Below are 22,631 nucleotides of genomic sequence, written 5' to 3'. Positions count from 1 at the left end.
GCGTACTGGGACAATCACTCACATGGACCATGATGGTCCAGGGACAATCTTGCTACGAACCACTGACACCTCGAACCGAGCGAGCCGTGATGACCGACCCTGACCCCGCCGCCCCGACCGGCACCGCGCACCCGCAGGCACCGAGCCTCGCCGAGCGCTACGGCCGTGCAAAGCCTGGAGCGCAGCCGATACCCGCGCAGCGCGGCGAGGACGACCCGTGGGACGAGGACGACGACATCCGGCCCCGCCCCAAGCTCTCGGTGGGCGCCCGGATCGCGGTGGCCCTGGCCCTCGCCGCCGGTGTCGCGATCGCCGCGTGGTTCACGATCGTCGACACCCAGCGCGACCCCGTGACCTTCGCCGACGTCGGCTTCTCGGTGACGAGCGCCGAAGCGGTGGACGTGACGTTCGAGGTCAGCATGCCCCCCGGCACCGAGGCCGTGTGCACGGTGACCGCGCTGAGCAAGAACTACGCCGAGGTCGGCGCGGTCGACGTCGAGGTGGGCCCGGACGAGGCACGCACGACCCGGCACACGGTGACGATAGGCACGACGGAGCTCGCGACCACCGGCATCGTCGACCACTGTGACCTGCGCTGAAACCCGCTGTTCAGAATAGATAGCCCGTCCGCTCAGAGCGGAAACAGGGATTGTCTTGGCAAGTCTTTCCCGGGAATTGGTATTCTCGTCGTTTCACACGCTGTGTTGACCGGCTGACGCGCGTGCCCGATCCGCTCCGTCGGCCGGGCCCGGCGCGCTGCCGTAACTGTGGCTCGATCGAGCAACGACGAAAGGAGAGCCCCCGTGGCCGACGCTTCTGTCACCTGGCTCACCCAGGAGGCGCACGACAAGCTCAAGGCTGAGCTGGAGCACCTCTCCGGCCCCTACCGGGCGGAGATCACCGAGCGCATCGCGGCTGCTCGCGACGAGGGCGACCTCAAGGAGAACGGCGGCTACCACGCCGCGCGCGAGGAGCAGGGAAAGAACGAGCTGCGCATTCTCGAGCTCACCGAGAAGCTCCGTAACGTCCAGGTCGGTACTCCCGCGGACGACGGCAAGGTCGAGCCGGGCATGGTCGTGACCGCGATCGTCGCGGGCGACGAGATGAACTTCCTCTTCGGCTCGCGCGAGATGGCTGGGTCCACTGACCTCGACGTCTACTCGCCGACGTCGCCGCTGGGCGCTGCGATCGACGGAAAGTCGATCGGCGCGAAGACGAGCTACCACGCCCCGAACGGGCGCGACATCCCCGTGGAGATCACGGGCGCCAAGCCCTTCCAGGGCTGAACGAACCTCGGCAGAGTCCTCGGGCCTGTCAGACGTGCAGGTCACCATGGTGATCTGCACGTCTGACAGGCCCTTCGCCGTTTGTCAGGTCCGCGAGCCGGCGCTCGAGGAGCTTCCGGTCACCATCCCGGTCGACCTGGTCGAGCGCCCGCCGGTACTCCGCCGCGGCCTCTACGGGCCGGCCAGCACGCCGCAACAGGTCCGCCCGCATCGCCGGCAGCAGGTGATACGCCGTCAGCTCGGGTGCTGACGCGACGTCGTCGAGCGCGGCCAGACCGGCCTCGGGCCCCCGCGACATCCCCACGGCGACCGCCCGGTTGAGCTCGACGACCGGCGAGCGCGTCATCTCCACGAGAACACCGTAGAGAGCCTCGATCTCTGCCCAGTCCGTCGTGTCAGCGGCGGTCGCCCGTGCGTGCAGCGCGGCGATCGCCGCCTGCACCTGGTACGGACCGGCACGACGCGCCGCGAGCGCGTCGTCGAGCACGGCCAGCCCCTCAGCGATCTCGTCGCGCCGCCAGAGCGACCGGTCCTGCTCCTCGAGCGTGCGCGGCACCCCTTCGGGTGCGGGGCCCAGGCGTGCCCATCGGCGCGCGTGCTGGAGCAGCAGCAGCGCGAGCAGCCCTCGCGCCTCGGGCTCGTCGGGCAGCAGGCGCGCGACGAGCCGGGCGACACGGACCGCGTCGTCAGCCAGGGCACGGCGGGCCGCGGCACCCGCGTCGTCCTCGGCAGGCTCCGCCCACGCGTCGTAGCCCTCGGTGAACAGCACGTACAACACGGCGAGGACCGCCGAGACCCGTTCGTGCAGCAGCTCGGGCGGCGGCACACGGAACGCGATGCCGGTGCTCCGGATCTTGCGCTTGGCCCTGGTCAGGCGCTGGGCCATCGTGGTCTCCGGCACCAGGAAGGCCCGCGCGACCTGCGCCGTCGTCATGCCGGTGAGGGACCGCAGGGTGAGCGCCACGCGCCCCTCCAGCGGCAGCGCGGGGTGGCAGCAGGTGAAGACGAGGCGCAGCAGGTCGCCGTCGGGGTCCTCCGGTTCGACCCCGGCCCAGCCGTCGCCGTCGTCCAGGGCGTCCGCCGCCTCGGCGACCGGGTCGGCGACCGCCGGGTCGAGCCGTTCGGTCAGCCGCGCCGACGTCGCCACCTTCTCCGTCTCGACCTTGCGCCGCCGCAGCCGGTCCAGCGCGCGGTTGCGCGCCGTGGTGGTGAGCCACGCACCCGGTCGGTCGGGCACGCCGTCGCGCTGCCAGGTGCGCAGCGCGACGGCGAACGCCTCCTGCGCGCAGTCCTCGGCGAGGTCGAGGTCGCCGGTGCTGCGCGCCACGGCCGCGAGCACGCGGCCCCACTCGTCGCGGAACGCAGCGGTGACGGCCTGCCCGACGTCGGTCACGGTTCCGTCGGCCAGAACGGGTGCACCTCGACCAGCGCATCCCGCGCCCCCGGGGACGCGGCAGCTATCGCGAGCGCCTCCTGGAGGGTCGCCGCCTCGATGATGTCGAACCCGCCGATGACCTCCTTCGACTCCGAGAAGGGCCCGTCCGTCACGACGGTCTCGCCCTCTCGCACGGTCACCCGGCGGACGTCGGCACCCGGGCGCAGGCGCGAACCCAGGACGCGTGCGCCGGAGGCGTCCTGCTCAGCGACCCAGGTCTCGGTCTCCGGCCTCGGCGCCCGGTCGTCCGGCTCGATGACGAGCATGAGGTAGCGCATCAGCGCGCCCCGGCCTCGGGCTCCGTGGCCGTGGCGTCGCTGTCGAGCTCCAGCGGCCAGAAGGGGCGCAGCTCGACCGCGCCGGTGTGCGCCATCGGATGGGCGGCGGCGATCCTGATCGCCTCGTCGAGGTCGGGCGCCTCCAGGATGTCGAAGCCCGCGATCACCTCTTTGGTCTCCGAGAACGGGCCGTCGGTGACGACCACCTCGCCGGTACGGACCTGCACGCCGACGGCGTCGGCGGGCGGGCGCAGCCGGTCACCGAGGATCGCGCGGCCGGTGCCGTAGGTGTCCCGCACCCAGTCCTCGATCTCGGGCACGTTCCCCGGGTCGGCCGGGGCGTCAGGGGTGGACAGGACGAGCATGAGATAGCGCATGGTGTGCTCCCTTCCGGGGCGGTCCCCGGTGTCATGGTCGCGCGGCAGGTCGGCCGCGTCACCCTGACGACGAACGGGAACGCGCCCGCACGACACCCGCACGACGATCAGTTCGCGATGACCTCGTAGCCCTCGGACTCCAGGCGTTCGACGACGGCGGTCCGGTGGTCGGCGCCCTTGGTCTCGAGCTGCAGGTTGACCCGCACCTCGGACACCGCCAGCGAGACGTCGGTCCGCGTGTGGTCGACGGCGACGATGTTGGCGCCCGCCGCGGCGATCGTCTCCACGAGCCGGGCGAGAGCGCCTGGCTTGTCCATCAGCCGCACCTGCAGCTTGAGGTACCGCCCGGCCGCCACGAGGCCGTGCTGCACCACACGCAGCAGCACCAGGGGGTCGATGTTCCCGCCCGACAGCACCGCGACGATCGGGCCCTTGAACGCTCCGGGGCCGGCGGCCATGATGCCGGCGACCGCTGCCGCGCCGGCGGGCTCGACCATCAGCTTCGAGCGCTCGAGCACCGCGAGGAGACCACGCGAGAGCTGGTCCTCGGTGACGGTCCGGACCTCGACGCCCTCCTTCTGCACGATCCCGAACGGCACGTCGCCGGGCAGCCCGACGGCGATGCCGTCGGCCATCGTGGAGCCGAGCTTTCCCGCCAGCGGCTTGCCGGCCTTGAGCGAGCCCGGGTACGCGGCGGCCGACGCCGCCTGCACGCCCACGACCTTCACGTGCGGTGCGACCTCGGCCAGCACCGCGGCGATGCCGGCTACCAGACCGCCACCGCCCAGCGGCACGACGACGGTGGCGACGTCCGGCACCTGCTCCAGGATCTCCAGGGCGACGGTGCCCTGGCCCGCGACGACGTCCACGTGGTCGAACGGATGGATGAGCACGCGCCCGGAACGAGCGGCCTCGACGCGTGCGGCGGCGAGCGCCTCGTCCACCGACGAGCCCACCATCCGCACCTCCGCCCCGTAGCCACGGGTCGCGGCGACCTTGGGCAGGGCGGCATCGACCGGCATGTAGACGACCGTGTCGATGCCGAGCATCCCCGCGGCTACCGCCACGCCCTGCGCGTGGTTCCCGGCGGAGGCGGCGACGACCCCGCGCTCCCGCTCAGCGGCCGACAGACGCGCGAGGCGCACGTACGCGCCGCGCACCTTGAACGAGCCGGCGCGCTGCAAGTTCTCGCACTTGAGCAGCACCTTCGTGCCGGCGATGGTGGAGAGCGCGCGGCTCTCGGTGATGGGGGTACGGGTGATGACGCCGTCAAGCATTGCTGCGGCGGCACGGGCGTCGTCGGCGGACACCGTGAGGTGGCCGCCGTACGACTCCAGGTCGAACGGATCCAGGGGCACAGCGGGCATGTTGCCCGACTAAGCCGCCGGATGCACGTTCAGCGCTTCTGATCACCCTCTGAAGCGCCTCGGCCCGAGGGGTCCAACTCCTCGTCGATGCCGACGTCCTCGACGGCCGCCTCGGCCACCACGCCGGGGCTGCGGCGCAGCCGGAGCGGGATCGGCGGTGCGTCGGCCGCTCGCCACCGGATGGGCAAGGCGTCCTCGTCGCCGAGCTCGGGGAACTTGTCGTGCCCGTTGAGGTAAAGGATCACGGTGTTCAGCACGGCTGCGAGCGGGACCGCGAACAGGGCACCGACGATGCCGGCGGCGTACGACCCGGCGGCCACGGCGAGGATCACGGCGACCGGGTGCAGCGAGACGGCCTGGCCCATGAGGAACGGCTGCAGCGCGTGCGACTCGATCTGCTGCACCAGCAGCACCACGCCGAGCATGATGAGTGCGGCGACCCAGCCGTTCGACACAAGGACCACGACGACGGCGATGGCACCCGTCACGATGGCACCGACCACGGGCACGAACGAACCGACGAACACCAGGATGCTGATCGGCAGGGCGAGCGACGGGACGAAGAACACCGCGCCGATCCCGATACCGAGGGCGTCCACCCCGGCGACGAGGATCTGCGTACGGGTGTAGGCGGCGAGCGTGACGGCCCCGCGCCGGCCGGCCTGGTTGACACGCTCCCGGGAGGACTGCGGCAGCAGACCGACGAGCCAGCCCCAGATGCCCCGCGGGTCGTGCAGGAAGAAGAACGTGCAGAACAGCGCGATCAACGCCCCGACCAGCACGCTGCCCGCCGTGGCGGCGGCGCCGAAGACGCCGCTCACGATCGCGCTCTGCTGCGCCTCGAGCTGGTCGAGGATGTCCTGGCTGTAGCTCCGCAGCTCCTGCTCGAGGCCGAAGGTCACCGAGACCTGTGTCCACAGCTCGTTGAAGCCGCTGATGGCCTGGGTCCGCAGGTCGGCGAACCCGTTGGCGATCGACTGCCCGGCCAGCGTGATCAGGCCGACGACCACGACGACCAGACCGACCAGCGACAGGCCCGCGGACAGCCCGCGCGGCACGCGCAGCCGCTCGTTCAGCAGGCGGCGGAACGGCGTCAGCATGATCGTGAGCAGCAGGGCCACCGCCACCGGGATCACGATCGTCTTCAGGAGCGTGATGAGCCAGAGCGCGGCGGCCACGAACGCGCCGATGAGGAGCATGCGCCATGACCATGAGGCGGCCGCCTGGATGGCTGGTGGGACAGCGCCCGACTTGTCGATGGGCGGCGCGGTGGTCTGGTCGGACGTCACGCTTGTCTCCTCGGTCTGCGACACGGATACGACCCTACGGCGTGTTTCAGAAAGTCGTGTGGCTTTTGAGACACCGCCCTTCTCGGGCGTCCAATCTTCAGGCCGCGGGTGCGGTCTGAAGATTGGTTCCCACGTCATCCAGTCCCTTGCCACCAAGGCCACGAGAGCCGGGGTGGGTGGGGGTGTCCTGTCGGTGGGCGTTGTTGACGGGGCCGTCTGCTTGACGGTCCCCGACCCGGGCAACACCACGCCCCGCACCGTCATCGACGGGCAGGGTGTGGTTCTCGGCCCAGGCGGCGAGATTCACTGCGGCATTCAGATCCCGATCCAGCACAAGCCCGCACCCGCGGCACTCGAAGACGCGGTCCTTAAGCGTCAGGTCCTTACGCACAGTGCCGCAGGACGAGCAGGTCTTGGACGACGGGAACCACCGGTCCGCGACCACGACCTGCCCGCTGCGCCAGGCCTGCTTGTAGGTGATCTGCCGGGCGAGCTCACCCCAGGCAGCGTCCGAGATGGCGCGGGAGAGCTTGGGGTTGGACCGCATGCCGGTGATGTTCAGGTCTTCCAGGACCAGTAGGGCGTGGTTCTTGACCAGCTGGTTGGAGACCTGATGAAGCAGATGGCGACGACGGTCACGGATCCGGGCGTGCTGTCGTCCCAGACGCACGACAGCCTTCTTGCGGTTCTTCGATCCCTTCTTCTTCCGGGACACGGCCTTGGACAGGCGACGTAGACGCGGCAGGCCACGCCGGAGGGCTCGTGGGTTGTTCAGACGGAGTACCTCGACGCCGTCGGACGAGCCCGCGACGGCCAGGGCATGCAGGCCGCGATCCACGCCCACCCAACTGTTCTCGCGGCGCGGGGGCTCGATAGGCGGTGGTGTGTGTCGCCGAGCGGGGTGCAGGTCGGCGGCCTCGACGGTGATGGAGATCCACCACCGGCTCGCACCCCGGGACACTGTCACGAACAGGATCCGGGCACGATCCTTGGCGATCATCCGGCGCAGCCGGCGCGTGCATTCCCGCACCCGCAGGACGCCGATCTTCGGCAAGGTCACCGACCGGACGCGCTCTCCGTCCCCGACACGAACGCTGGCCCGCCCCTTGCCGGTCGTGTTCCGGATCCGGAACGACCCACCCATCGGACCCTTCTTCTTGAACCGGGGGAACCCGACCTTCGGTCCCTTCCGAGTGACCGTGCGGGAGTCGGTGAACGCCTTCAGCCCACGGCCGAGATCGACGCAGGCTTCCTCGAACACCTGCGCCAGCACCCGGCCCTGCCAGGCCAGACCAGTGACCTCCATCCGCGTCATCCCGGTTGGGGCGACCAGGAATCGACGCCCAGCAGCCTCGGAACGCTTCCACTTGTTGAACCCGTTGATCAGATCGAACCCCGTCCAGGGCACGTGGATGGCGTCGGAGACGTCACGCCCAGGGTGGTCGTCGGGCCCGCCTGCGGCCTCGGGCGTGGAGTCCCGGCCCTGCCCGCGCTCGGCGGCGGCACGGGCGTTCTTGTGCAGGCGCAGGGCCTGGTTGAACGCGAATCTCGCAGCCCCCACGTGCTGGGACAGCACGTGTTCCTGCTCGACCGACGGGTCGAGACGGAACCGGAACGACGTGTGCCTGGGCATGTCAACCATACTGCCATCAGCCGCTGACATATTCCCGTTATCAGCACTACAACTATTCATTGATGCGGACATCAGTTCGACATTTCCACCAATTCTCCAGGCCACCCGGCTTACTCCCGGATTCCCACGAGTTCCGAAGCACAGGCCTGCGGGGAACCAACCGAGACACCGCTGACGTGCTCACGCGCCGCACCAAAGGTGCACCGCCCGTACACCGGTCCGACATGTCTCGAAAGTCGTCCGGGTGCCGCTCCCCGCCGTCAGGCTTCCAGCTTCCGCTTCTGCGGATGCGGCGTCTCGCCGCGCTCCAGCATCTCGACGAACTTGGTGATGTTGCGGGCGCGGGTCTCCGCCTTCTTGACTCCCGTGACCCGGAACAGGATCGAGAACCGGTTCTGCGCGGTGAGGATCTCGAACATCGCCGCGGCACGGGGACTCGCCGCGAGCGCCTCGGCGAGGTCGGGCGGCACCTCGAAGTTGCTGTTGACCTCGTAGGCGGCTTCCCAGCGCCCGTCGGCCTTGGCCTTGTCGATCTCCTCCTGGCCGCGCGGACGCATCCGCCCCTCGGCGACCAGGCGGTCCGCGATGCGCACGTTCCGCGCCGACCAGCGGCTACGGGACCGGCGGGGGCAGTACCGCTGCAGGGTGGTCGTGTCGTCCCGGCTGAGCGCCTGGGCGTCGATCCAGCCGCTGCACAGCGACTCCTCGAGTGCCTGGTCGCGGGTCAGGCTCGTCGCGGAGTCCTTGCCCTTCCTCGCGAGGACCAGCCAGACGCCGTCCGACGTCCCCTCGTGCTCGTCGAGCCAGGCGCGCCACGCTGTGACGTCGGTGATGAGTAGCTCGGGATCGGTGTCGGCCATGGGACGCACGCTACGCCGGGACACCGACATCGACGGCTCGATCCGGCTCACTGGCCACGGGAAGGATCACGAGAGCGGCTGCGCACCCCGCCAGGGCCCGAGCTTGTCAGGGTTGCGCACCGTCCAGATGTGCGTGATCCGGTCGCCTTCGACGTGGAACGCCGCCACGGTCACAGTCACGCCGTCTCGCTGAGCCACCAGTCCCGGCCGGCCGTTGACCACGCGTTCCAGGACCTTCAGGCCGGGCACCCGCTCGGCCAGAGCGACGATGTAGCGCGCGATCTGCTCGCTGCCCTCTACCGGGCGGAGCACTGTGCTGACGAGGCCGCCGCCGTCGGCGATCACTGTGGCATCGGGGTCGAGGAGCCCGACGAGGGCGTCGATGTCCTTGGCCTCCCAGGCCTGCTTGAACTCCCTGACGATGCCGGCCTGCTGGGCTGCGGGACCCGCGGCAGCACGTGAGGTGTGCAGGCGACGGCGGGCCGAGGAGGCGAGCTGGCGGCATGCCGCCGGCGTGCGGCCGACGATCTCGGCGACGTCCACGAAGGAATAGCGGAAGACGTCGTGCAGGACGAAGGCGACTCGCTCGGCCGGTGTCATCGAGTCGAGCACCACGAGGAAGGCCATGGTGATCGACTCGTCGAGGCCGACCCGCTCGGCGGGGTCGTCCGGGGCGCTGCCCGATGACCCGCTGATCCACTCCGTACCGCCGGGCAGCGGTTCCGGGATCCATTCGCCCACGTACCGCTCCCGTCGGGATCGTGCCGACTTGAGCAGGTCGAGGCAGATGCGCCCGGCCACCTTCGTCAGCCACGCACCTGGGACGTCGATGGCCTCCTGCTGCTCCGGGGTCATGGCGTACCAGCGCGCGTACGTCTCCTGCACGACGTCCTCTGCGTCGGCCAGAGAGCCGAGGAGCCGGTAGGCGACGCTGATCACCTGGCGTCGCTCGCTGACGAGCACCTGCAGGACCGGATCGGTCGGGCTCTGCCCGGGCTCGGGATCCGTGGTCATGTCGTGGCTGCTCCCTCGGTCGCTCCTGCTGTCACCCACCCGACGAGACAGCCTGCCGGAACGTGCGGCCGGCGGGCCGCCTGACCTTCTCGGCGGCTACGTCGTCGGACCGTCGGCGGTGACGAGATCCGGCATCCGCCAAGACGAACGGAGCAACGATGACGACATGGGGACTGGTGGTCGTAGTGGTGGCCATCGCGATGAATGCGATGTCCGGTGTGCTGTGGGTGGCTCGCCCCGAGCGGGTCGTGAAGAGTATCCGGCAGAACCTGGCCACGATCGGCGTCCCGGAGTCCTGGACGGTGTTCCCGATCGGGACGCTGAAGCTCGCCGGAGCGGCGGGCCTGCTGGCCGGGCTGCTCGGCGTGCCCGCCGTCGGGGCGATCGCGGCCTTCGGGCTGATCCTGTTCTGGGTCTGCGCGACCTTCAGCCACGTCCGGGTCGGCGACTGGTCTGCCCAGTTCTACGCCACGTCCTGCCTCTACGCGCCCCTCTCGGTCGGGGCGTTCCTGGCCTACGTGGGATGGCCGTACTGACGAGGCCTCATAGCCGGCCGTCCCGGGGAGCGAACGCCCGCAGCGCGTCCGCGTCGCTGTTGGCCGACGTCACGTACTCCCGTGCCCACTCCTCGGCGCCGGGGTACGTGCTGGCCGTCGCGACAGCGGCCACCGCCGCCTCGACGTCGACCGGCGTGTGCCGCAGCTCGACCTGCCCGTCCCGCAGGAGCGCCCAGGATCCGCCCGCCCGGCCGTAGGGCATACCGACGCTGCCGGGATTCACGCACAGCCGCCGGTCGACGAGGCGCACGAACGGCATGTGCGTGTGACCCATGACGACGGTGCCGACGTCGGCGTCGAGCCCGCCGAGCACCTCGGCCCAGCGCGCCAGGGAGGAGTCGACGAGCACTACCTCCTCGTCGTCCCGCGGGGTGCCGTGGCAGAACACCACGCGGCCGGACCCGCGCACGGTCAGTTCTGCGGGATGCGGCAGGCCGGCGAGCAGGGCGACGTCGTCGGGCCGTAGCTGGGCCGCCGCCCAGGGCGCGACCGGATCGGGGATGGCCGTGCCGCCGCCTCGCGCGAGCGTGACAAGCTCGCGGTCCGCGTTCCCACGGACCAGGAGCGCCCGCTCCCCCAGGGATCGCAGGCGGTCCAGCACCGCGACGGGCTGCGGCCCGGCGGCGTGGTCACCGGTGACGACGACGCGGTCGGCGGCCGCCACATCGGGTTCCGCGAGCACCGCCTCCAGCACCGGAAGTACCCCGTGGACGTCCGACAGGACCGCTACGGCACCGACCTCGCTGCTCATGACCCGACCTTGGCCCGAACCGCTTCGCGACGCCACCAGAGTCTGCCGACGGCAGAACGGCAGCCCCGGAACACTGCCGGGCCTGCGGGCGTTGCCATAGGCAAACGTGCTGTCGCACGAAGCAGACCTTTAAGGATGTGTGTCGGATGACGTTCCTCAACTCCCTCTTCGGCCCCGGCTCCGGTTCCACGAAGACCACGATGGTCGCGCCCGAGAACGCACTGCCCGGCCGTTCCGCGCCGGTGCTGCAGAACCCGCGCCCCCACACGGTCCTCGGCTCGTCGATCACGGGCCCGTGGGAGCCCGGTACGCGCGTGCTGTACCTGGCGATGGGCTGTTTCTGGGGCGCCGAGGAGATCTACTGGCAGGTACCCGGCGTGGTGAGCACCGCCGTCGGCTACATGGGCGGCACCTCGCCCAACCCGACGTACGACGAGGTCTGCACCGCGCGGACCGGCCACACGGAGACTGCGCTCGTCGCGTACGACCCGACCAAGGTGACCGAGGAAGAGCTGCTCAAGATCTTCTGGGAGCGGCACGACCCGACGCAGGGCTTCCGCCAGGGCAACGACGTCGGGACCCAGTACCGCTCGGCGGTCTACTGGACGTCGCCTGAGCAGGCAGAGGCGGCGCAGGCGACGGCGAAGCGGTACGCCGAGGTACTCAGCGCCAAGGGCTACGACGCGATCACGACGGAGATCGCCCCGGCCGCCGAGGCCGGGCCGTTCTACTACGCCGAGGACTACCACCAGCAGTACCTGTCCGACGCGAAGAACCCGAACGGCTACCGCTGCCACGCGACCACGGGCGTGCCGTATCCGGCGCCTGCTGCCTAGCACCACATAGCTGCGCCCGGTGATCCGTTCGACGGATCACCGGGCGCATCTTTGTGTGCAGGGCCTGCGGTCAGGCCGAACCTGCGGTTCGGGTCAGCGACCCGTCACGCGACGTCGCGCGATGATCAGCGAGACACCTGCCGCAACGGTCAGCAGGGCGGCCCCGCCCAGCACCGCCGCGTCCGACGGACCGGTGGCAGCCAGCTGCTCCGGCTCCGCCCCCGACGGCCTGGGCTGTCCCGCTCCGGGCTCGCACGTCACCTCGTCGAGCTTCACGTCGTACCACGCGACGTCCACATCCGACCAGGTCCAACCCTCAGGGAACTTCTCTTCTTTCGCCCAGAAGTAGCTCCAGGAAAGTGTCGCAACCACGTCATGGGTGGACTCGGGATCGGACACGTGGTCAGCCAGCCGGTAGGTGATCCCATCGCCGGCCTCCGGCAACGTGACCGTCGGCTCCGTCAACTCACCGTCCACGCACTCCGCCTGCGTCACCACAGGCAGTTCCGGCACGACCGGGTCATTGTGCGGCGCACACGGCACGTCCTCGAACTTCACCTCGTACTCCGCCGAGTCCGGGTACTCCGCGAACAAGAGCCAGCCATCCGGCATCTCTGCCGCCCAGGTGTAACCCTCCTTCAGCGATGCGGACACCTCCAGGTCGATAGGCACGAGGAACGGATTCGTGTACCAGTAGCCCTCGAACAGGTACTCGATGCCTTCGCTGTTAGGCGGGGCGCTGAGCGTCGGAGGGATGTACTTGTCGCCCTCGCACCTCGGCCAGGTGATCGCGGGCATTGCGGGCACGACCTCGATCAGCCCATCGTCCGGGGCGGAGGGTTCCGGGGTGGGTTCTGGAGTCGCCTCTGGAGTCGCCTCTGGAGTCGTCTCTGGAGTCGCCTCTGGAGTCGCCTCCGGGGTCACTTCCGGAGTCGCCTCCGGGGTCACTTCCGCGGTCTGGATCGGCCCCTCGGTATCGGCCGCGATCGCCGGCATCGCGCCCAGTGCGCCGATGAGACCGGTGAGGCCGAGGGCGATGACGACGCCAGTCGACTTCGCACCGCTCAGCCTTCTCTTGTGCTCGGGCACATCTCCTCCTCAAATCCCTGGGAACTGTTCCCACACCCCATGACGCGCCGCGAGAAGGTTTCGTTGGTCGACCGTGAAGCGCCCGAACGCCTACCGCTGCCACCGACCACGGGCGTCCCGTATCCGGCGCCTGCTGCTTCGCACCACGTAGCTGCGCCCGGTGATCCGACGAACGGATCACCGGGCGCATCGGTGTGTGCGGGGCTCGCCGTCAGGCCGGCCCGGCGGTCCGGGGGTCAGTGACCCGTCACGCGGCGTCGCGCGATGATCAATGAGACACCTGCCGCAACGGTCAGCAGGGCGGCCCCGCCCAGAACCGCCGCGTCCGACGGACCGGTGGCAGCCAGCTCCTCACGCTGCTCCGGCTGTTCCGGCTGTTCCGCTCCGGGCTCGCACGACACCTCGTCGAACTTCACGTCGTACCACGCGACGTCAAGATCTGAAAAAAGCCAACCCTCAGGAAGCTTCTCTTGGTCGGCGAAGCGGTAGCTCCAGGAAGCCTTCGCAAGCACCCGAGGGTCGGAGTCTTCGTACTCACGCAGCTCATAAGTGACCCCCTCGCTGTTCTCCGGCAACGTGACCGTCGGCTCCGTCAGCTCACCGTCCACGCACTCCGCCTGCGTCACCACGGGCACCTCCGGGACGATCCGGTCGTGGTGCGGCGCACACGGCACGTCCTCGAAGTACACGTCGTAGAAGGCCCCATCCCCGGAGCTGTACGCGACCCAGCCGTCGGGCATCTCCGCCGCCCAGGTGTAGCCCTCTTTCAGCTCCGCGTACACCTGCAGCCTCAGGGGCACGGTGAACGGCAGCGGCTCGTACCAGTAGCTCTCGAACGTGTAGTCGATGGCCTCGTCGTCCGGCGGGGCCTGAAGCGTCGGAGGGATGAACTTGTCGCCCTCGCACATCGGCCAGGTGATCGCGGGCATCGCGGGCACGACCTCGATCAGCGCATCGTCCGTGGCGGACGGTTCCGGAGTCGCCTCCGGAGTCGCTTCCGGAGTCGTCTCCGGAGTCGTCTCCGGAGTCGTCTCCGGAGTCGCTTCCGGAGTCGCTTCCGCGCTGACTTCTGGAGCCACTTCCGCAGTCTGGATCGGGCCTTCGGTATCGGCCGCGATCGCCGGCGTCGCGCCTAGTGCTCCGATGACGCAGGTAAGGCCAAGAGCAATGACGACGCCAGTCGGCCTCGCACCGCTCAGCCTTCTTTTCTTGTTCTCGAACACGTCTCCTCCTCAAATTTCTGGGAACTGTTTCCACTCACCGTGACGCGCCACGAGAGGGTTTCGTTGGTCAACCGCGAAATACCCGAACGGCTACCGCTGCCCGGGGCGTGTCAGTGGGGCGCCGTAGGGTCCCTCCCATGATTCGAATGCCCGCCACCGAGATCACCGTCGCCCGCGAGGACTGGTACGGCCGTGACCTCACCGGCGAGGACCACATGGCCACGCTGTTCGCCGACGTGGACATGACCGAGACCACGGGGACGGGCGCGACGTTCGACTCGTGTGTCTTCCGGGGCGTTCGCTTCAACAGTGCCCACTTCACGGAGTTCGCGTTCACGTCCTGCGTGTTCGACGCGTGCGTCTTCTTCGACGCGCAGCTGGAGCGCTGCAAGCTCGTCGGTTCCCAGTTCGCCGACTGCCGGTTCGACATCCTCAAGGTCACCGGCGGGAACTGGTCCTTCACCGACCTGCACCGGGCCGCCCTGGCCGGCGCTGAGTTCGATGGCGTCCGCTTCCGAGAGGCCGACCTGGCCGGCGTCAAGGCATCCGGTGCGGTTCTGATCGGCTGCGACCTGTCGGGCGCCGACCTCGAACAGGCCGACCTGAGCAACACCGACCTGCGGGGTAGCGACCTGTCGTCGCTGGACCCGCTCTCGGCCAGTCTCACCGGGGCGATCGTCAGCGAGGCGCAGGCAATCGCGCTGGCCGAGACGCTCGGCCTGGTGGTCCGGCCGGACTGATCTGCCGGCCGAACCGCAGGGTGATATCGCTTCGATCGGGGCGACGCACGCCCTCTATGCTCGGGTCGGCTCGCACACGCACTGAGCACGTTGCTCTGGGAGGACGAGGATCGATGAAGATCAGCCGCGACCTGACCGACTGGACCCTGACGGCCACGGGAGGCCCCGTGCCGGCGAACCTCGCGGGGGTTCCCGTCCCCGCGACGGTCCCGGGCACCAGTCACACCGCCCTGCTGGAGCAGGAGCTCATCCCCGACCCGTATCTCGGCACGAACGAGACCTCGCTCGCCTGGATGAAGCGCACCACCTGGCGGTACGCGACGGTCCTCGACGAGCCGCCCGCGGAGCCGGACGAGCGCGTCGACCTGCTCTTCGAGGGCATCGACACGGTGTCCACCGTCGTCGTCGACACGGACGTGGAGCGGACCGGTGTTGGCCAGGGTCGCACCGAGCTGGGCCGCACCGCGAACATGCACCGCTCCTACCGGTACGACGTGCGCGAGCTCGTCGGGACGCCCGCCAACCTCGTGGTCGACCTGGACTCCGCGCTCGAGACGGCCGAGGCAGAGGCGCAGCGGATCGGCACGCGCCCCATGGCCTACGACCAACCATTCAACATGGTCCGCAAGATGGCCTGCTCCTTCGGCTGGGACTGGGGTCCTGACCTGCAGACAGCAGGCCTCTGGAAGCCCGTCCGCGTGCAGCGCTGGCGCGTGGCGCGCCTCGCGCAGGTCACGCCGCTGGTGACGGTGGCCGACGACGGCACGGGGCTGGTCGACGTCCGCGTCGAGGTCGAGACGTCCGGCCTGTCCGACGCCGGGCCGCTCACCGTCGATGTCTCCGTCGGGGGCCGGGGCCTGACCATCGGGTCGCGGGGCGGCGACGGCTCCGCCCACGTCAAGGTGCTCACCGGCCAGGTCGAGGTGCCCGACGTCGACCTGTGGTGGCCGGCCGGGTACGGCGAGCAGCCCCTCTACCCCATCGAGGTGACGCTCTACGAGGGTAACGGGGAGGACCGATCCGACCCGCTGGACGCCTGGTCCGGCAGGGTCGCCTTCCGCACCGTCGAGGTGGACCGCACACCCGACGAGCACGGCACACGTTTCACGTTCGTCATCAACGGCAAGCCCGTGTTCGTGCGGGGAGCCAACTGGATCCCCGACGACCACCTGCTGACCCGCATCACGCGCGAGCGCCTGAAACACCGCGTCGACCAGGCGCTCGGCGCGAACCTGAACCTGCTGCGGGTGTGGGGCGGCGGCATCTACGAGTCCGACGACTTCTACGACGTCTGCGACGAGAAGGGCGTCATGGTCTGGCAGGACATCCTGCTGGCCTGCGCCGCCTACCCGGAGGAGTCCCCGCACCGGTCCGAGTTCGAGGCGGAGCTGCGGGAGAACGCCGCCCGCCTGGCACCGCACCCTTCGCTCGTGCTGTGGAACGGCGGCAACGAGAACATCTGGGGCCACGAGGACTGGGACTGGAAGGAGCCGCTGGGCGACCTCACGTGGGGCGCCGGCTACTACTACGACCTCTTCCCGAAGGTCCTCGCCGAGGTCGACCCGACCCGTCCCTACTGCGCCGGCTCGCCCTACTCCCCCGGCTTCACGCCCGAGGAGATGCACCCCAACGACCCGGACCACGGCACGCACCACCAGTGGGACGTCTGGAACCGCGTCGACTACACGCACTACCGCGACGACGTGCCGCGGTTCGTGTCGGAGTTCGGCTTCCAGGGCCCGGCGACCTGGGCGACGATGGGCCGCGCCATCCTGCCCGACGGCGCGGCAGAGGCCCCGCCCGGGTTCAAGGAGTCCGAGGTCTTCCTGCTCCACCAGAAGGCGGACTACGGCAACCTCAAGCTCGACGGCGGCATGGCCGCACACCTGGACGTCCCGGAGGAATTCACCGACTGGCACTGGGCCACACAGCTCAACCAGGCGCGTGCCATCCAGTACGCCCTCGAGCACTACCGGTCCTGGTGGCCGCGCACGGCCGGGGCGATCGTGTGGCAGCTCAACGACTGCTGGCCCGTGACGTCCTGGGCAGCGGTCGACGGCGACGCCCGGCGCAAGCCGCTCTGGTACGCGCTGAAGCACGCGTTCGCCGACCGGATGGTGACGGTGCAGCCGCGCGGCGCGGAGCTGGTGGCGGCGCTCGTGAACGACTCCGACAAGCCGTGGACCGGGCAGGTGAGAGTGGCCCGGACCACCCTCGGCGGTGAGGTGCTGGCGACGTCAGGCGTGGCCGCAGAGGCAGTGACCGTCGGTCCGCGGTCGGTGACCCTGGTACCGCTGGCCGGCGACCTGGTCGCCGTCGGCGATCCGGCGAACGAGGTACTGGTCGTCACGCTCGGCGAGGCCCTCGGGCTGCACCGCTGGGCGGAGAGCAAGGACCTCGCCCTCGACCCCGCGCCAGTTCGAGCCACTGTGACGGCGGAGGACGGCGGCTACCGCGTGGACGTGACCGCGACGTCGCTGGCCCTCGGCGTGACGCTGCTCGCCGACCGCCTCGATCCGGACGCGCAGGTGGACGACCAGGTGGTCGACCTTCCGGCAGGCGCGACGGCCGTGTTCCACGTGACGAGCCGCGGCCTGGACCAGGACGCGCTGGCCACCCGGCCGGTGCTGCGCACGGAGAACGACCTGGTGGCGCACCCAGCGAGCTAGGACCCTTTCGGTTTGGATGTCGGTGACCACTCGTACCGTGTGGTCCATGGGCGGAGGACAGCACGATGAAGGATTTTGACGAGGTCACCAGCTGGTCGGTGCTGCGGCGCGACGGCGTAGCCGTCGTCGTCGCGCATCCGGAGGTGGGGCTGCCGCTGGTGCTCCACTGGGGTGCGGACCTGGGCGAGCTCTCGTCCGCGGATCTGCAGGCGCTCGACCTGGCGACCAGCCGCCAGACCGCGCCCGGCACGCTCGACGCGGCCTGGCGCCCGTCGCTCCTGCCGCAGGAGTCGGACGGTTGGGCGGGTCGGCCCGGCCTCCTCGTCGTGTCGGACGGCGTCCCGCTCTACCCCCGGTGGACCGTCACCGAGGCAGAGCGAGCGACGGCCGAGCTGGTGGTCACGGCCCGGGACAGCGTGCTGGGGCTCACGCTCCGGTCGTACCTGGAGATCGGTCCGGGTGGGCTGGTGCTCCTGCGGCACGAGCTCACCAACGACGGTTCCGCCGTGGTCGACGTGCACTGGCTCGAGGCCATGCTGCCCGTACCCCGCTCCGCGGACCACCTCACGCAGTTCACCGGGCGCTGGTCCCGCGAGAAGGTGCCGGTCACGACTGCCATGCCGGCCGGCAGCACCGTCCGCCAGACCCGGCGGGGACGTTCGGGGCACGACGCACCCTGGGTGACCCTGGCGTCGTCGGGCACGCCGCGGAACCGGACCGGCGAGGTGTGGGCGACCCACCTGGGGTGGAGCGCCGACGTCACGCACCGGGTGGACCACCTCACCGAGCACGCCACGCTGCTCGGTGCCGGCGAGCTGGTGCGGCCGGGAGAGATCCACCTGTCTCCTGGCGAGTCCTACCGGACGCCGGTGGCGTACTTCGCATGGTCCCCGACGGGGCTGGACGGTGTCTCGGACCGGTTCCACGCGTGGATGCGGGCACGCCCGCAGCACGTGACGAGCCCCCGGCCGCTGGTACTGAACACGTGGGAGGCCGTGTACTTCGACCACTCGCCGGCCAAGCTGGAGCGACTCGCCAGGCGCGCCGCGGCAGTCGGCGTCGAGCGCTTCGTGCTCGACGACGGGTGGTTCCACTCCCGCCGGGACGACACCACGGGCCTGGGCGACTGGGTCGTCGACCGCGACGTCTGGCCAGAGGGCCTGGACCCGCTCGCCGGCCTGGTGCACGAGCTGGGGATGCAGTTCGGGCTGTGGTTCGAGCCCGAGATGGTCAACCTCGACTCCGACCTGGCGCGCGCCCATCCGGACTGGATCCTGTCGAACACGGCGGCGGTCCCGTCGCCGGACGGACTCTCGTTCCGCACGCAGTACGTGCTCAACCTCGCGAACCCCGACGCGTGGGAGCACGTGCGCGGACAGATCTCGGCCCTCGTGACGCAGCTGGGGATCGACTTCATCAAGTGGGACCACAACCGCGACCTCGCCGAGCCCGTCCACATCGGCTCCGACGGCGTCTCCCGGCCAGGCACACACGTACAGACCCTTGCCGCGTACGCGCTGATCGCTCGGCTCAAGGCAGACCACCCAGGGTTGGAGATCGAGTCGTGCTCGTCGGGCGGGGGCCGGACGGACCTGGGGATCCTGGAGGTCACCGACCGGGTGTGGGCGTCGGACTCCAACGACCCCCTGGAGCGCCAGGACATCCAGCGGTGGACGTCGCTGGTCCTGCCGCCCGAGCTGATCGGGGCGCACGTGGGGCCGTCACCGACGCACTCGTCGGGGCGGACCACCGACCTCTCGTACCGGGTCGCCACCGCGCTGCAGGGACACGCGGGATTCGAGTGGGACCTGCTGGCCTGCACCGAGGACGAGCTGGTCGCTGTCGCGGCGTACGCAGCGATCTACAAGGAGCTCCGTTCCCTCGTACACACCGGCACGGTGGTGCACGCCGACACGGTGGACCCGGCACTGCGGGTCACCGGCTTCGTGTCACCCGACCGCACGGCGGGTATGTGGACCGTCGCGACCGTGGCGTCGCCGCAGGACGCACTCACCGAACGTGTGCGGCTCGACGGGCTCGATCCCGCTCTGCGGTACAGCGTGCAGGTGCGCGACGAGGTCGGGACGGCGAAGTGGCTCGGCGGGGTCACGCCGGGCTGGCTCGGCAAGGAAGCGATCGACATTCCCGGCTCCGTGCTGACCGGTGTCGGCCTGCAGCTGCCGACGCTGTGGCCGATGCAGGCGCTGATCATCCAGGTGACGGCTACTACCGCAGCTGAGTAGAAACCGCCGGTAGAGGACCGACGCCACAGAAGCGGGGCGACGTAGAACCGAACCATCGGTTCTACGTCGCCCCGGTTCTGTTTTGAAAGGGTCGGATCTGCGTGGATCGCTCAGGCGAGCCGTCGCCGAGCGAGCACGATGAATGCGACGCCTCCGCCGATCATGGCGAGGGCCAGCATCGAATAGCCGATCGTCTCGGCCGGGCCGGTCGAAGCGAGCTCGGACGGGGGTGCCTGGGCCGGCGGCTTGGGCGTCGGCTTCTCCGTCGGCGTGGGCTTATCGGTCGGCTCCGTCGGCGTCGGAGTCGGCGTCGGCTCCGTGGGCGTCGGAGTCGGCGTCGGCTCCGTCGGTGTCGGGGTCGGGGTCGGCGTGGGCTCGGTCGGGGTCGGTGTGGGAGTCGGCGTCGGCTCCGTCGGAGTCGGAGTCGGAGTCGGAGTCGGAGTCGGAGTAGGCGTCGGCGTCGGCGTCGGTGCCGGCGCGTAGGTCACGGAGTAGTGGCTGACGTCCTTGCCGGACGAGTGCGTGATCGTCACCTCGGTGGCCGGTGGGTCGACGACCACGAACTCGGGACCGTCACCCTGTTGTGCGGATCCTGCCTTCACGCAGTACCCGATGATGACCATGCCTTCGGGTGCAGTGACGGTGACGGACGAGTGGTTCCCGACGACGTCGATCTTGTCGCCGGGACAGACCTGCTCCTCACCTGCGGCTACTACCGGGGCGCCGTTCGCCACGGCCGAAGCCGAGCCATAGAGTCCCAGCGCCAGAAGCGCAGCGGCCCCTAGCGCGGTTATGGTCTTCATTTCGATGTTCCTTTTCTCGGCGCGGGACGCCGCAGAGAAGGTTCGCGGCGCGTCTGTTGATTTCGACGCTAGATCCGCAGCGGATCCCATGCAAGAGCATCAAAACGGACATTACTGTCTGCTCGTGACGTGGCCCAGGACAGCAATTCGCGGCGCGCGATCGCCCCTTTCCGACAGGACCGGAAAGAAAGGGTGAACTTCAGTGGTGCTCAGCCACCCGGCCTCGCGCAGAGCCCGGGTGACCAGGAGCTTGACCTGAAACGCTGGGACCAGGGCGTATGCGCAGGCATCCACGCTCAACCGGACTTCGAGGGTGTCACATTGCATGGATTCAACGCCGAACGCCTCGGAACAAGGCCACACCTGGGTCCGCGATCCGCTCCCAGGAGGGGGATTCGATCGCAACCAGATGTGCAACAAACTTTTACCGCAAATCGCCCAGGATCACGATAGTTGAATTCACCCGGCCCTCGAAGGATTTCACCCGATCACAACAAAGAACGGGCGCCGTTCTGCCCCGGAGCGCGGCCGAATGAAGCGTGACGCCTGACTCTCCTGAGGTCAGGAGCCCGGTGTGGGAGTCGGCGTCGGCGTCGGCTCGTAGGTGGGCTCGTAGTACACGGAGTAGTGGCTGATGGCCTTCTCCGACATGTGCGTGATGGTCACGGTCGTGGCGGGTTCGTCGAGAAGCACATACATGGGACCGTCCCCCTGCTTGACGGAGCCGGCCTTGACGCAGTAGCCGGTGATGACCATGCCCGCAGGCGCGGTGACGGTGACCAAGGTCTGCTCGTCCGAGACCTCCACCTTGCCCTCCGCAGGGCAGACCGCCGGGTCGGACGATCCGGTCGGAGTGGCACTCGCTGCGACCGAAGCCGTGGCGAAGAGGCCAAGTGCCAGAAGCGCAGCGGCCCCGAGCGCAAGTAAACGCTTCATTCGGTGTTCCTCTTTCTGACGAATAGCGCCGCTTCGGACGCGACGCAGCTGTTGCACCGAAGGTAGATGCGGTGGAAATACCGTGCAACAGGTCAACTTCGCCATACCCGCCCCGCCGATCACGCCCACTCGAACAGCTTTTCCACCCACTACGGCGGCGTTCAGCGTGATCAGGTGAACGCCTCACACCACCTGGATCTGGGGAGCCACTTGGCCGCGCTGCCAGCAGATTCACCCCTTCGGGGCCCGGACCAGCAGGGATACGCCGACCTTGTCCGGCCCGGGAGGCAGCGCGCTCATGAAAGGGGAGCTGGTCGAGCAGAAATCGGCCCAGGAAACAACACGCGGATCACCCGAACACCGCGCTGGACCCAGCATTTCACCTCAGGGCGAAAGAACGTTTCAAATAGCCGTTGTCACACGCAGGAACATCGAAATATCTCACCCCTGGAGATCACCCGCCCGCACAGCAGAGCGGGCACCCAGCCGACACATCTTCTCCCTGAGCCCGATGCTCGAGGAACCGGATGGCGGCCGGACGCCCGCTCTGCTCAGCGGTCGTTCGGTACGGCTGGATCAGCTACCCAGGACGCCCTTGCGGCGAAGCACGATCAGCGTCACGCCGCCGCCCACGAGGGCCAGTGCGATCAGCGTGAAGCCGATGGCGGTGCTGGCGCCGGTGGCAGCGAGCTCACCCGGCTCCTCGGAGGGCGCGGTAGTCGCCTCCCCCTCGCCGGCCGGGACGGTGGACTCGTCGTCCGGGGTGCCCGTGGTCGGCTCGACGGCGGGCTCCGACGGCGTGCCGGACGAACCCTCGGAGGGCTCGCCGCTCGGCACGACGCTCGGCTCCTGGCTCGGCTCCGTCGGGGTGGGCTCCGGCGTCGGCTCCGCCTTGACCGTGACGAGCGTGTAGTGGCTGATCGCCTTGCCGGACGGGTGCGAGATCGTCACGGTGGCGGTCGGCGGGTCGACGACCACATCGACGGGACCGTCGCCCTGCTTGTCCGAGCCGGCCTTCACGCAGTAACCGGTGATCAGGTAGCCAGGCTCTGCGGTCACCTCGAGAGTGAGGTGCTCGCCCGTGACGTCGACCTTGCCGTCCTTCGGGCAGGTGGACTCCCCACCGCCGGGGGTAGCCACGACGGGAGCGCCGGCGATCGGTGCGGCGAACGCGGCGGCCGGCGAGCCCATGAGGCCGGCGAGGAGGAGCGCGGAAGCTCCCAAGACGGTCATCTTGCGCACTGA

At 69.6% G+C, this 22,631-nt stretch carries 21 protein-coding genes; 7 read left to right on the top strand and 14 right to left on the bottom strand.

Annotation, left to right across the window (positions count from 1 at the left end; genetic code table 11):
- The first annotated feature begins 89 nt into the window (after window positions 1-89).
- Window positions 90-599, top strand: a complete 510-nt coding sequence (locus ACFO6V_RS25190; RefSeq protein ID WP_377141009.1) for a DUF4307 domain-containing protein — start codon at window positions 90-92, stop codon at window positions 597-599.
- Window positions 600-803: 204 nt separating this feature from the next.
- Window positions 804-1,286 carry a transcription elongation factor GreA gene (gene greA, locus ACFO6V_RS25185; RefSeq protein WP_357454871.1) on the top strand — a complete coding sequence of 161 codons (483 nt, stop codon included), beginning with the start codon at window positions 804-806 and terminating at the stop codon, window positions 1,284-1,286.
- 28 nt (window positions 1,287-1,314) lie between these two features.
- Here greA and ACFO6V_RS25180 read toward each other — a convergent pair whose 3' ends face one another.
- The 8 genes from ACFO6V_RS25180 to sigJ all read right to left on the bottom strand — a co-directional run bounded on the left by ACFO6V_RS25180 (window position 1,315) and on the right by sigJ (window position 9,539).
- On the bottom strand, window positions 1,315-2,679 hold the full coding sequence (locus tag ACFO6V_RS25180; protein WP_377141006.1) for an RNA polymerase sigma factor: 1,365 nt from the start codon (window positions 2,677-2,679) through the stop codon (window positions 1,315-1,317).
- Entirely contained in the window at window positions 2,676-2,999 is a 324-nt protein-coding gene (locus ACFO6V_RS25175; protein ID WP_377141003.1) for a YciI family protein, read from the bottom strand. The genes ACFO6V_RS25180 and ACFO6V_RS25175 overlap by 4 nt, the downstream gene beginning before the upstream one ends.
- Complete coding sequence (locus ACFO6V_RS25170) at window positions 2,999-3,376, bottom strand: YciI family protein (protein ID WP_377141000.1); 378 nt, start codon at window positions 3,374-3,376, stop codon at window positions 2,999-3,001. The genes ACFO6V_RS25175 and ACFO6V_RS25170 overlap by 1 nt, the downstream gene beginning before the upstream one ends.
- Window positions 3,377-3,483: 107 nt before the next feature.
- The gene (ilvA, locus tag ACFO6V_RS25165) at window positions 3,484-4,743 is read right to left on the bottom strand and encodes a threonine ammonia-lyase (RefSeq protein ID WP_377140997.1); all 1,260 of its coding nucleotides are present in this window, start codon (window positions 4,741-4,743) and stop codon (window positions 3,484-3,486) included.
- 29 nt (window positions 4,744-4,772) lie between these two features.
- Entirely contained in the window at window positions 4,773-6,032 is a 1,260-nt protein-coding gene (locus ACFO6V_RS25160) for an AI-2E family transporter (RefSeq protein ID WP_377140994.1), read from the bottom strand.
- 97 nt (window positions 6,033-6,129) lie between these two features.
- Window positions 6,130-7,665 (bottom strand): RNA-guided endonuclease InsQ/TnpB family protein, encoded by a 1,536-nt coding sequence (locus ACFO6V_RS25155; RefSeq protein ID WP_377140991.1) that lies wholly within the window; start codon window positions 7,663-7,665, stop codon window positions 6,130-6,132.
- A gap of 260 nt (window positions 7,666-7,925) precedes the next feature.
- Window positions 7,926-8,525: a YdeI/OmpD-associated family protein gene (locus tag ACFO6V_RS25150; RefSeq protein WP_377140988.1), complete on the bottom strand. Its 600-nt coding sequence runs from the start codon at window positions 8,523-8,525 to the stop codon at window positions 7,926-7,928.
- Window positions 8,526-8,591: 66 nt separating this feature from the next.
- A complete protein-coding gene (gene sigJ, locus ACFO6V_RS25145; protein WP_377140985.1) occupies window positions 8,592-9,539 on the bottom strand; it encodes an RNA polymerase sigma factor SigJ in 948 nt (315 codons plus the stop codon).
- Between the two features lie 158 nt (window positions 9,540-9,697).
- Between sigJ and ACFO6V_RS25140 the strand changes: the two genes are divergently transcribed.
- Window positions 9,698-10,075: a DoxX family protein gene (locus ACFO6V_RS25140; protein WP_377140982.1), complete on the top strand. Its 378-nt coding sequence runs from the start codon at window positions 9,698-9,700 to the stop codon at window positions 10,073-10,075.
- Between the two features lie 7 nt (window positions 10,076-10,082).
- On the opposite strand, the gene ACFO6V_RS25135 is transcribed toward ACFO6V_RS25140, so the two are convergent.
- A complete protein-coding gene (locus ACFO6V_RS25135) occupies window positions 10,083-10,847 on the bottom strand; it encodes a metallophosphoesterase family protein (protein ID WP_377140979.1) in 765 nt (254 codons plus the stop codon).
- A gap of 146 nt (window positions 10,848-10,993) precedes the next feature.
- On the opposite strand from ACFO6V_RS25135, the gene msrA reads away from it, so the two are divergent.
- Window positions 10,994-11,683: a peptide-methionine (S)-S-oxide reductase MsrA gene (gene msrA, locus ACFO6V_RS25130; RefSeq protein ID WP_377140976.1), complete on the top strand. Its 690-nt coding sequence runs from the start codon at window positions 10,994-10,996 to the stop codon at window positions 11,681-11,683.
- A gap of 93 nt (window positions 11,684-11,776) precedes the next feature.
- Here the strand turns inward: msrA and ACFO6V_RS25125 are convergent, their stop codons facing one another.
- Together ACFO6V_RS25125 and ACFO6V_RS25120 are read right to left on the bottom strand one after the other, a co-directional pair.
- Window positions 11,777-12,772: a superantigen-like protein SSL4 gene (locus ACFO6V_RS25125; RefSeq protein WP_377140973.1), complete on the bottom strand. Its 996-nt coding sequence runs from the start codon at window positions 12,770-12,772 to the stop codon at window positions 11,777-11,779.
- A gap of 236 nt (window positions 12,773-13,008) precedes the next feature.
- A complete protein-coding gene (locus tag ACFO6V_RS25120) occupies window positions 13,009-13,995 on the bottom strand; it encodes a hypothetical protein (RefSeq protein WP_377140970.1) in 987 nt (328 codons plus the stop codon).
- 137 nt (window positions 13,996-14,132) lie between these two features.
- Between ACFO6V_RS25120 and ACFO6V_RS25115 the strand changes: the two genes are divergently transcribed.
- The 3 genes from ACFO6V_RS25115 (at window position 14,133) to ACFO6V_RS25105 (ending at window position 19,647) form a co-directional block, all read left to right on the top strand.
- Window positions 14,133-14,735: a pentapeptide repeat-containing protein gene (locus tag ACFO6V_RS25115; RefSeq protein ID WP_377140967.1), complete on the top strand. Its 603-nt coding sequence runs from the start codon at window positions 14,133-14,135 to the stop codon at window positions 14,733-14,735.
- 113 nt (window positions 14,736-14,848) lie between these two features.
- Complete coding sequence (locus ACFO6V_RS25110; protein ID WP_377140964.1) at window positions 14,849-17,404, top strand: glycoside hydrolase family 2 protein; 2,556 nt, start codon at window positions 14,849-14,851, stop codon at window positions 17,402-17,404.
- A 65-nt stretch (window positions 17,405-17,469) separates the two neighbouring features.
- Window positions 17,470-19,647: an alpha-galactosidase gene (locus ACFO6V_RS25105; protein ID WP_377140961.1), complete on the top strand. Its 2,178-nt coding sequence runs from the start codon at window positions 17,470-17,472 to the stop codon at window positions 19,645-19,647.
- Between the two features lie 110 nt (window positions 19,648-19,757).
- On the opposite strand, the gene ACFO6V_RS25100 is transcribed toward ACFO6V_RS25105, so the two are convergent.
- The 3 genes from ACFO6V_RS25100 to ACFO6V_RS25090 all read right to left on the bottom strand — a co-directional run bounded on the left by ACFO6V_RS25100 (window position 19,758) and on the right by ACFO6V_RS25090 (window position 22,619).
- Window positions 19,758-20,450: a hypothetical protein gene (locus tag ACFO6V_RS25100; RefSeq protein WP_377140958.1), complete on the bottom strand. Its 693-nt coding sequence runs from the start codon at window positions 20,448-20,450 to the stop codon at window positions 19,758-19,760.
- Window positions 20,451-21,011: 561 nt separating this feature from the next.
- Window positions 21,012-21,386 (bottom strand): hypothetical protein, encoded by a 375-nt coding sequence (locus tag ACFO6V_RS25095; protein WP_377140955.1) that lies wholly within the window; start codon window positions 21,384-21,386, stop codon window positions 21,012-21,014.
- A 576-nt stretch (window positions 21,387-21,962) separates the two neighbouring features.
- Entirely contained in the window at window positions 21,963-22,619 is a 657-nt protein-coding gene (locus tag ACFO6V_RS25090; protein WP_377141170.1) for an LPXTG cell wall anchor domain-containing protein, read from the bottom strand.
- Between the last annotated feature and the right edge of the window lie 12 nt (window positions 22,620-22,631).

This window comes from Promicromonospora alba, assembly GCF_042654905.1.
Taxonomy (GTDB): Bacteria; Actinomycetota; Actinomycetes; order Actinomycetales; family Cellulomonadaceae; genus Promicromonospora; species Promicromonospora alba.
Note: the sequence above shows the minus strand (reverse complement) of the source record. Positions and strands in the feature narration are given on the sequence as shown.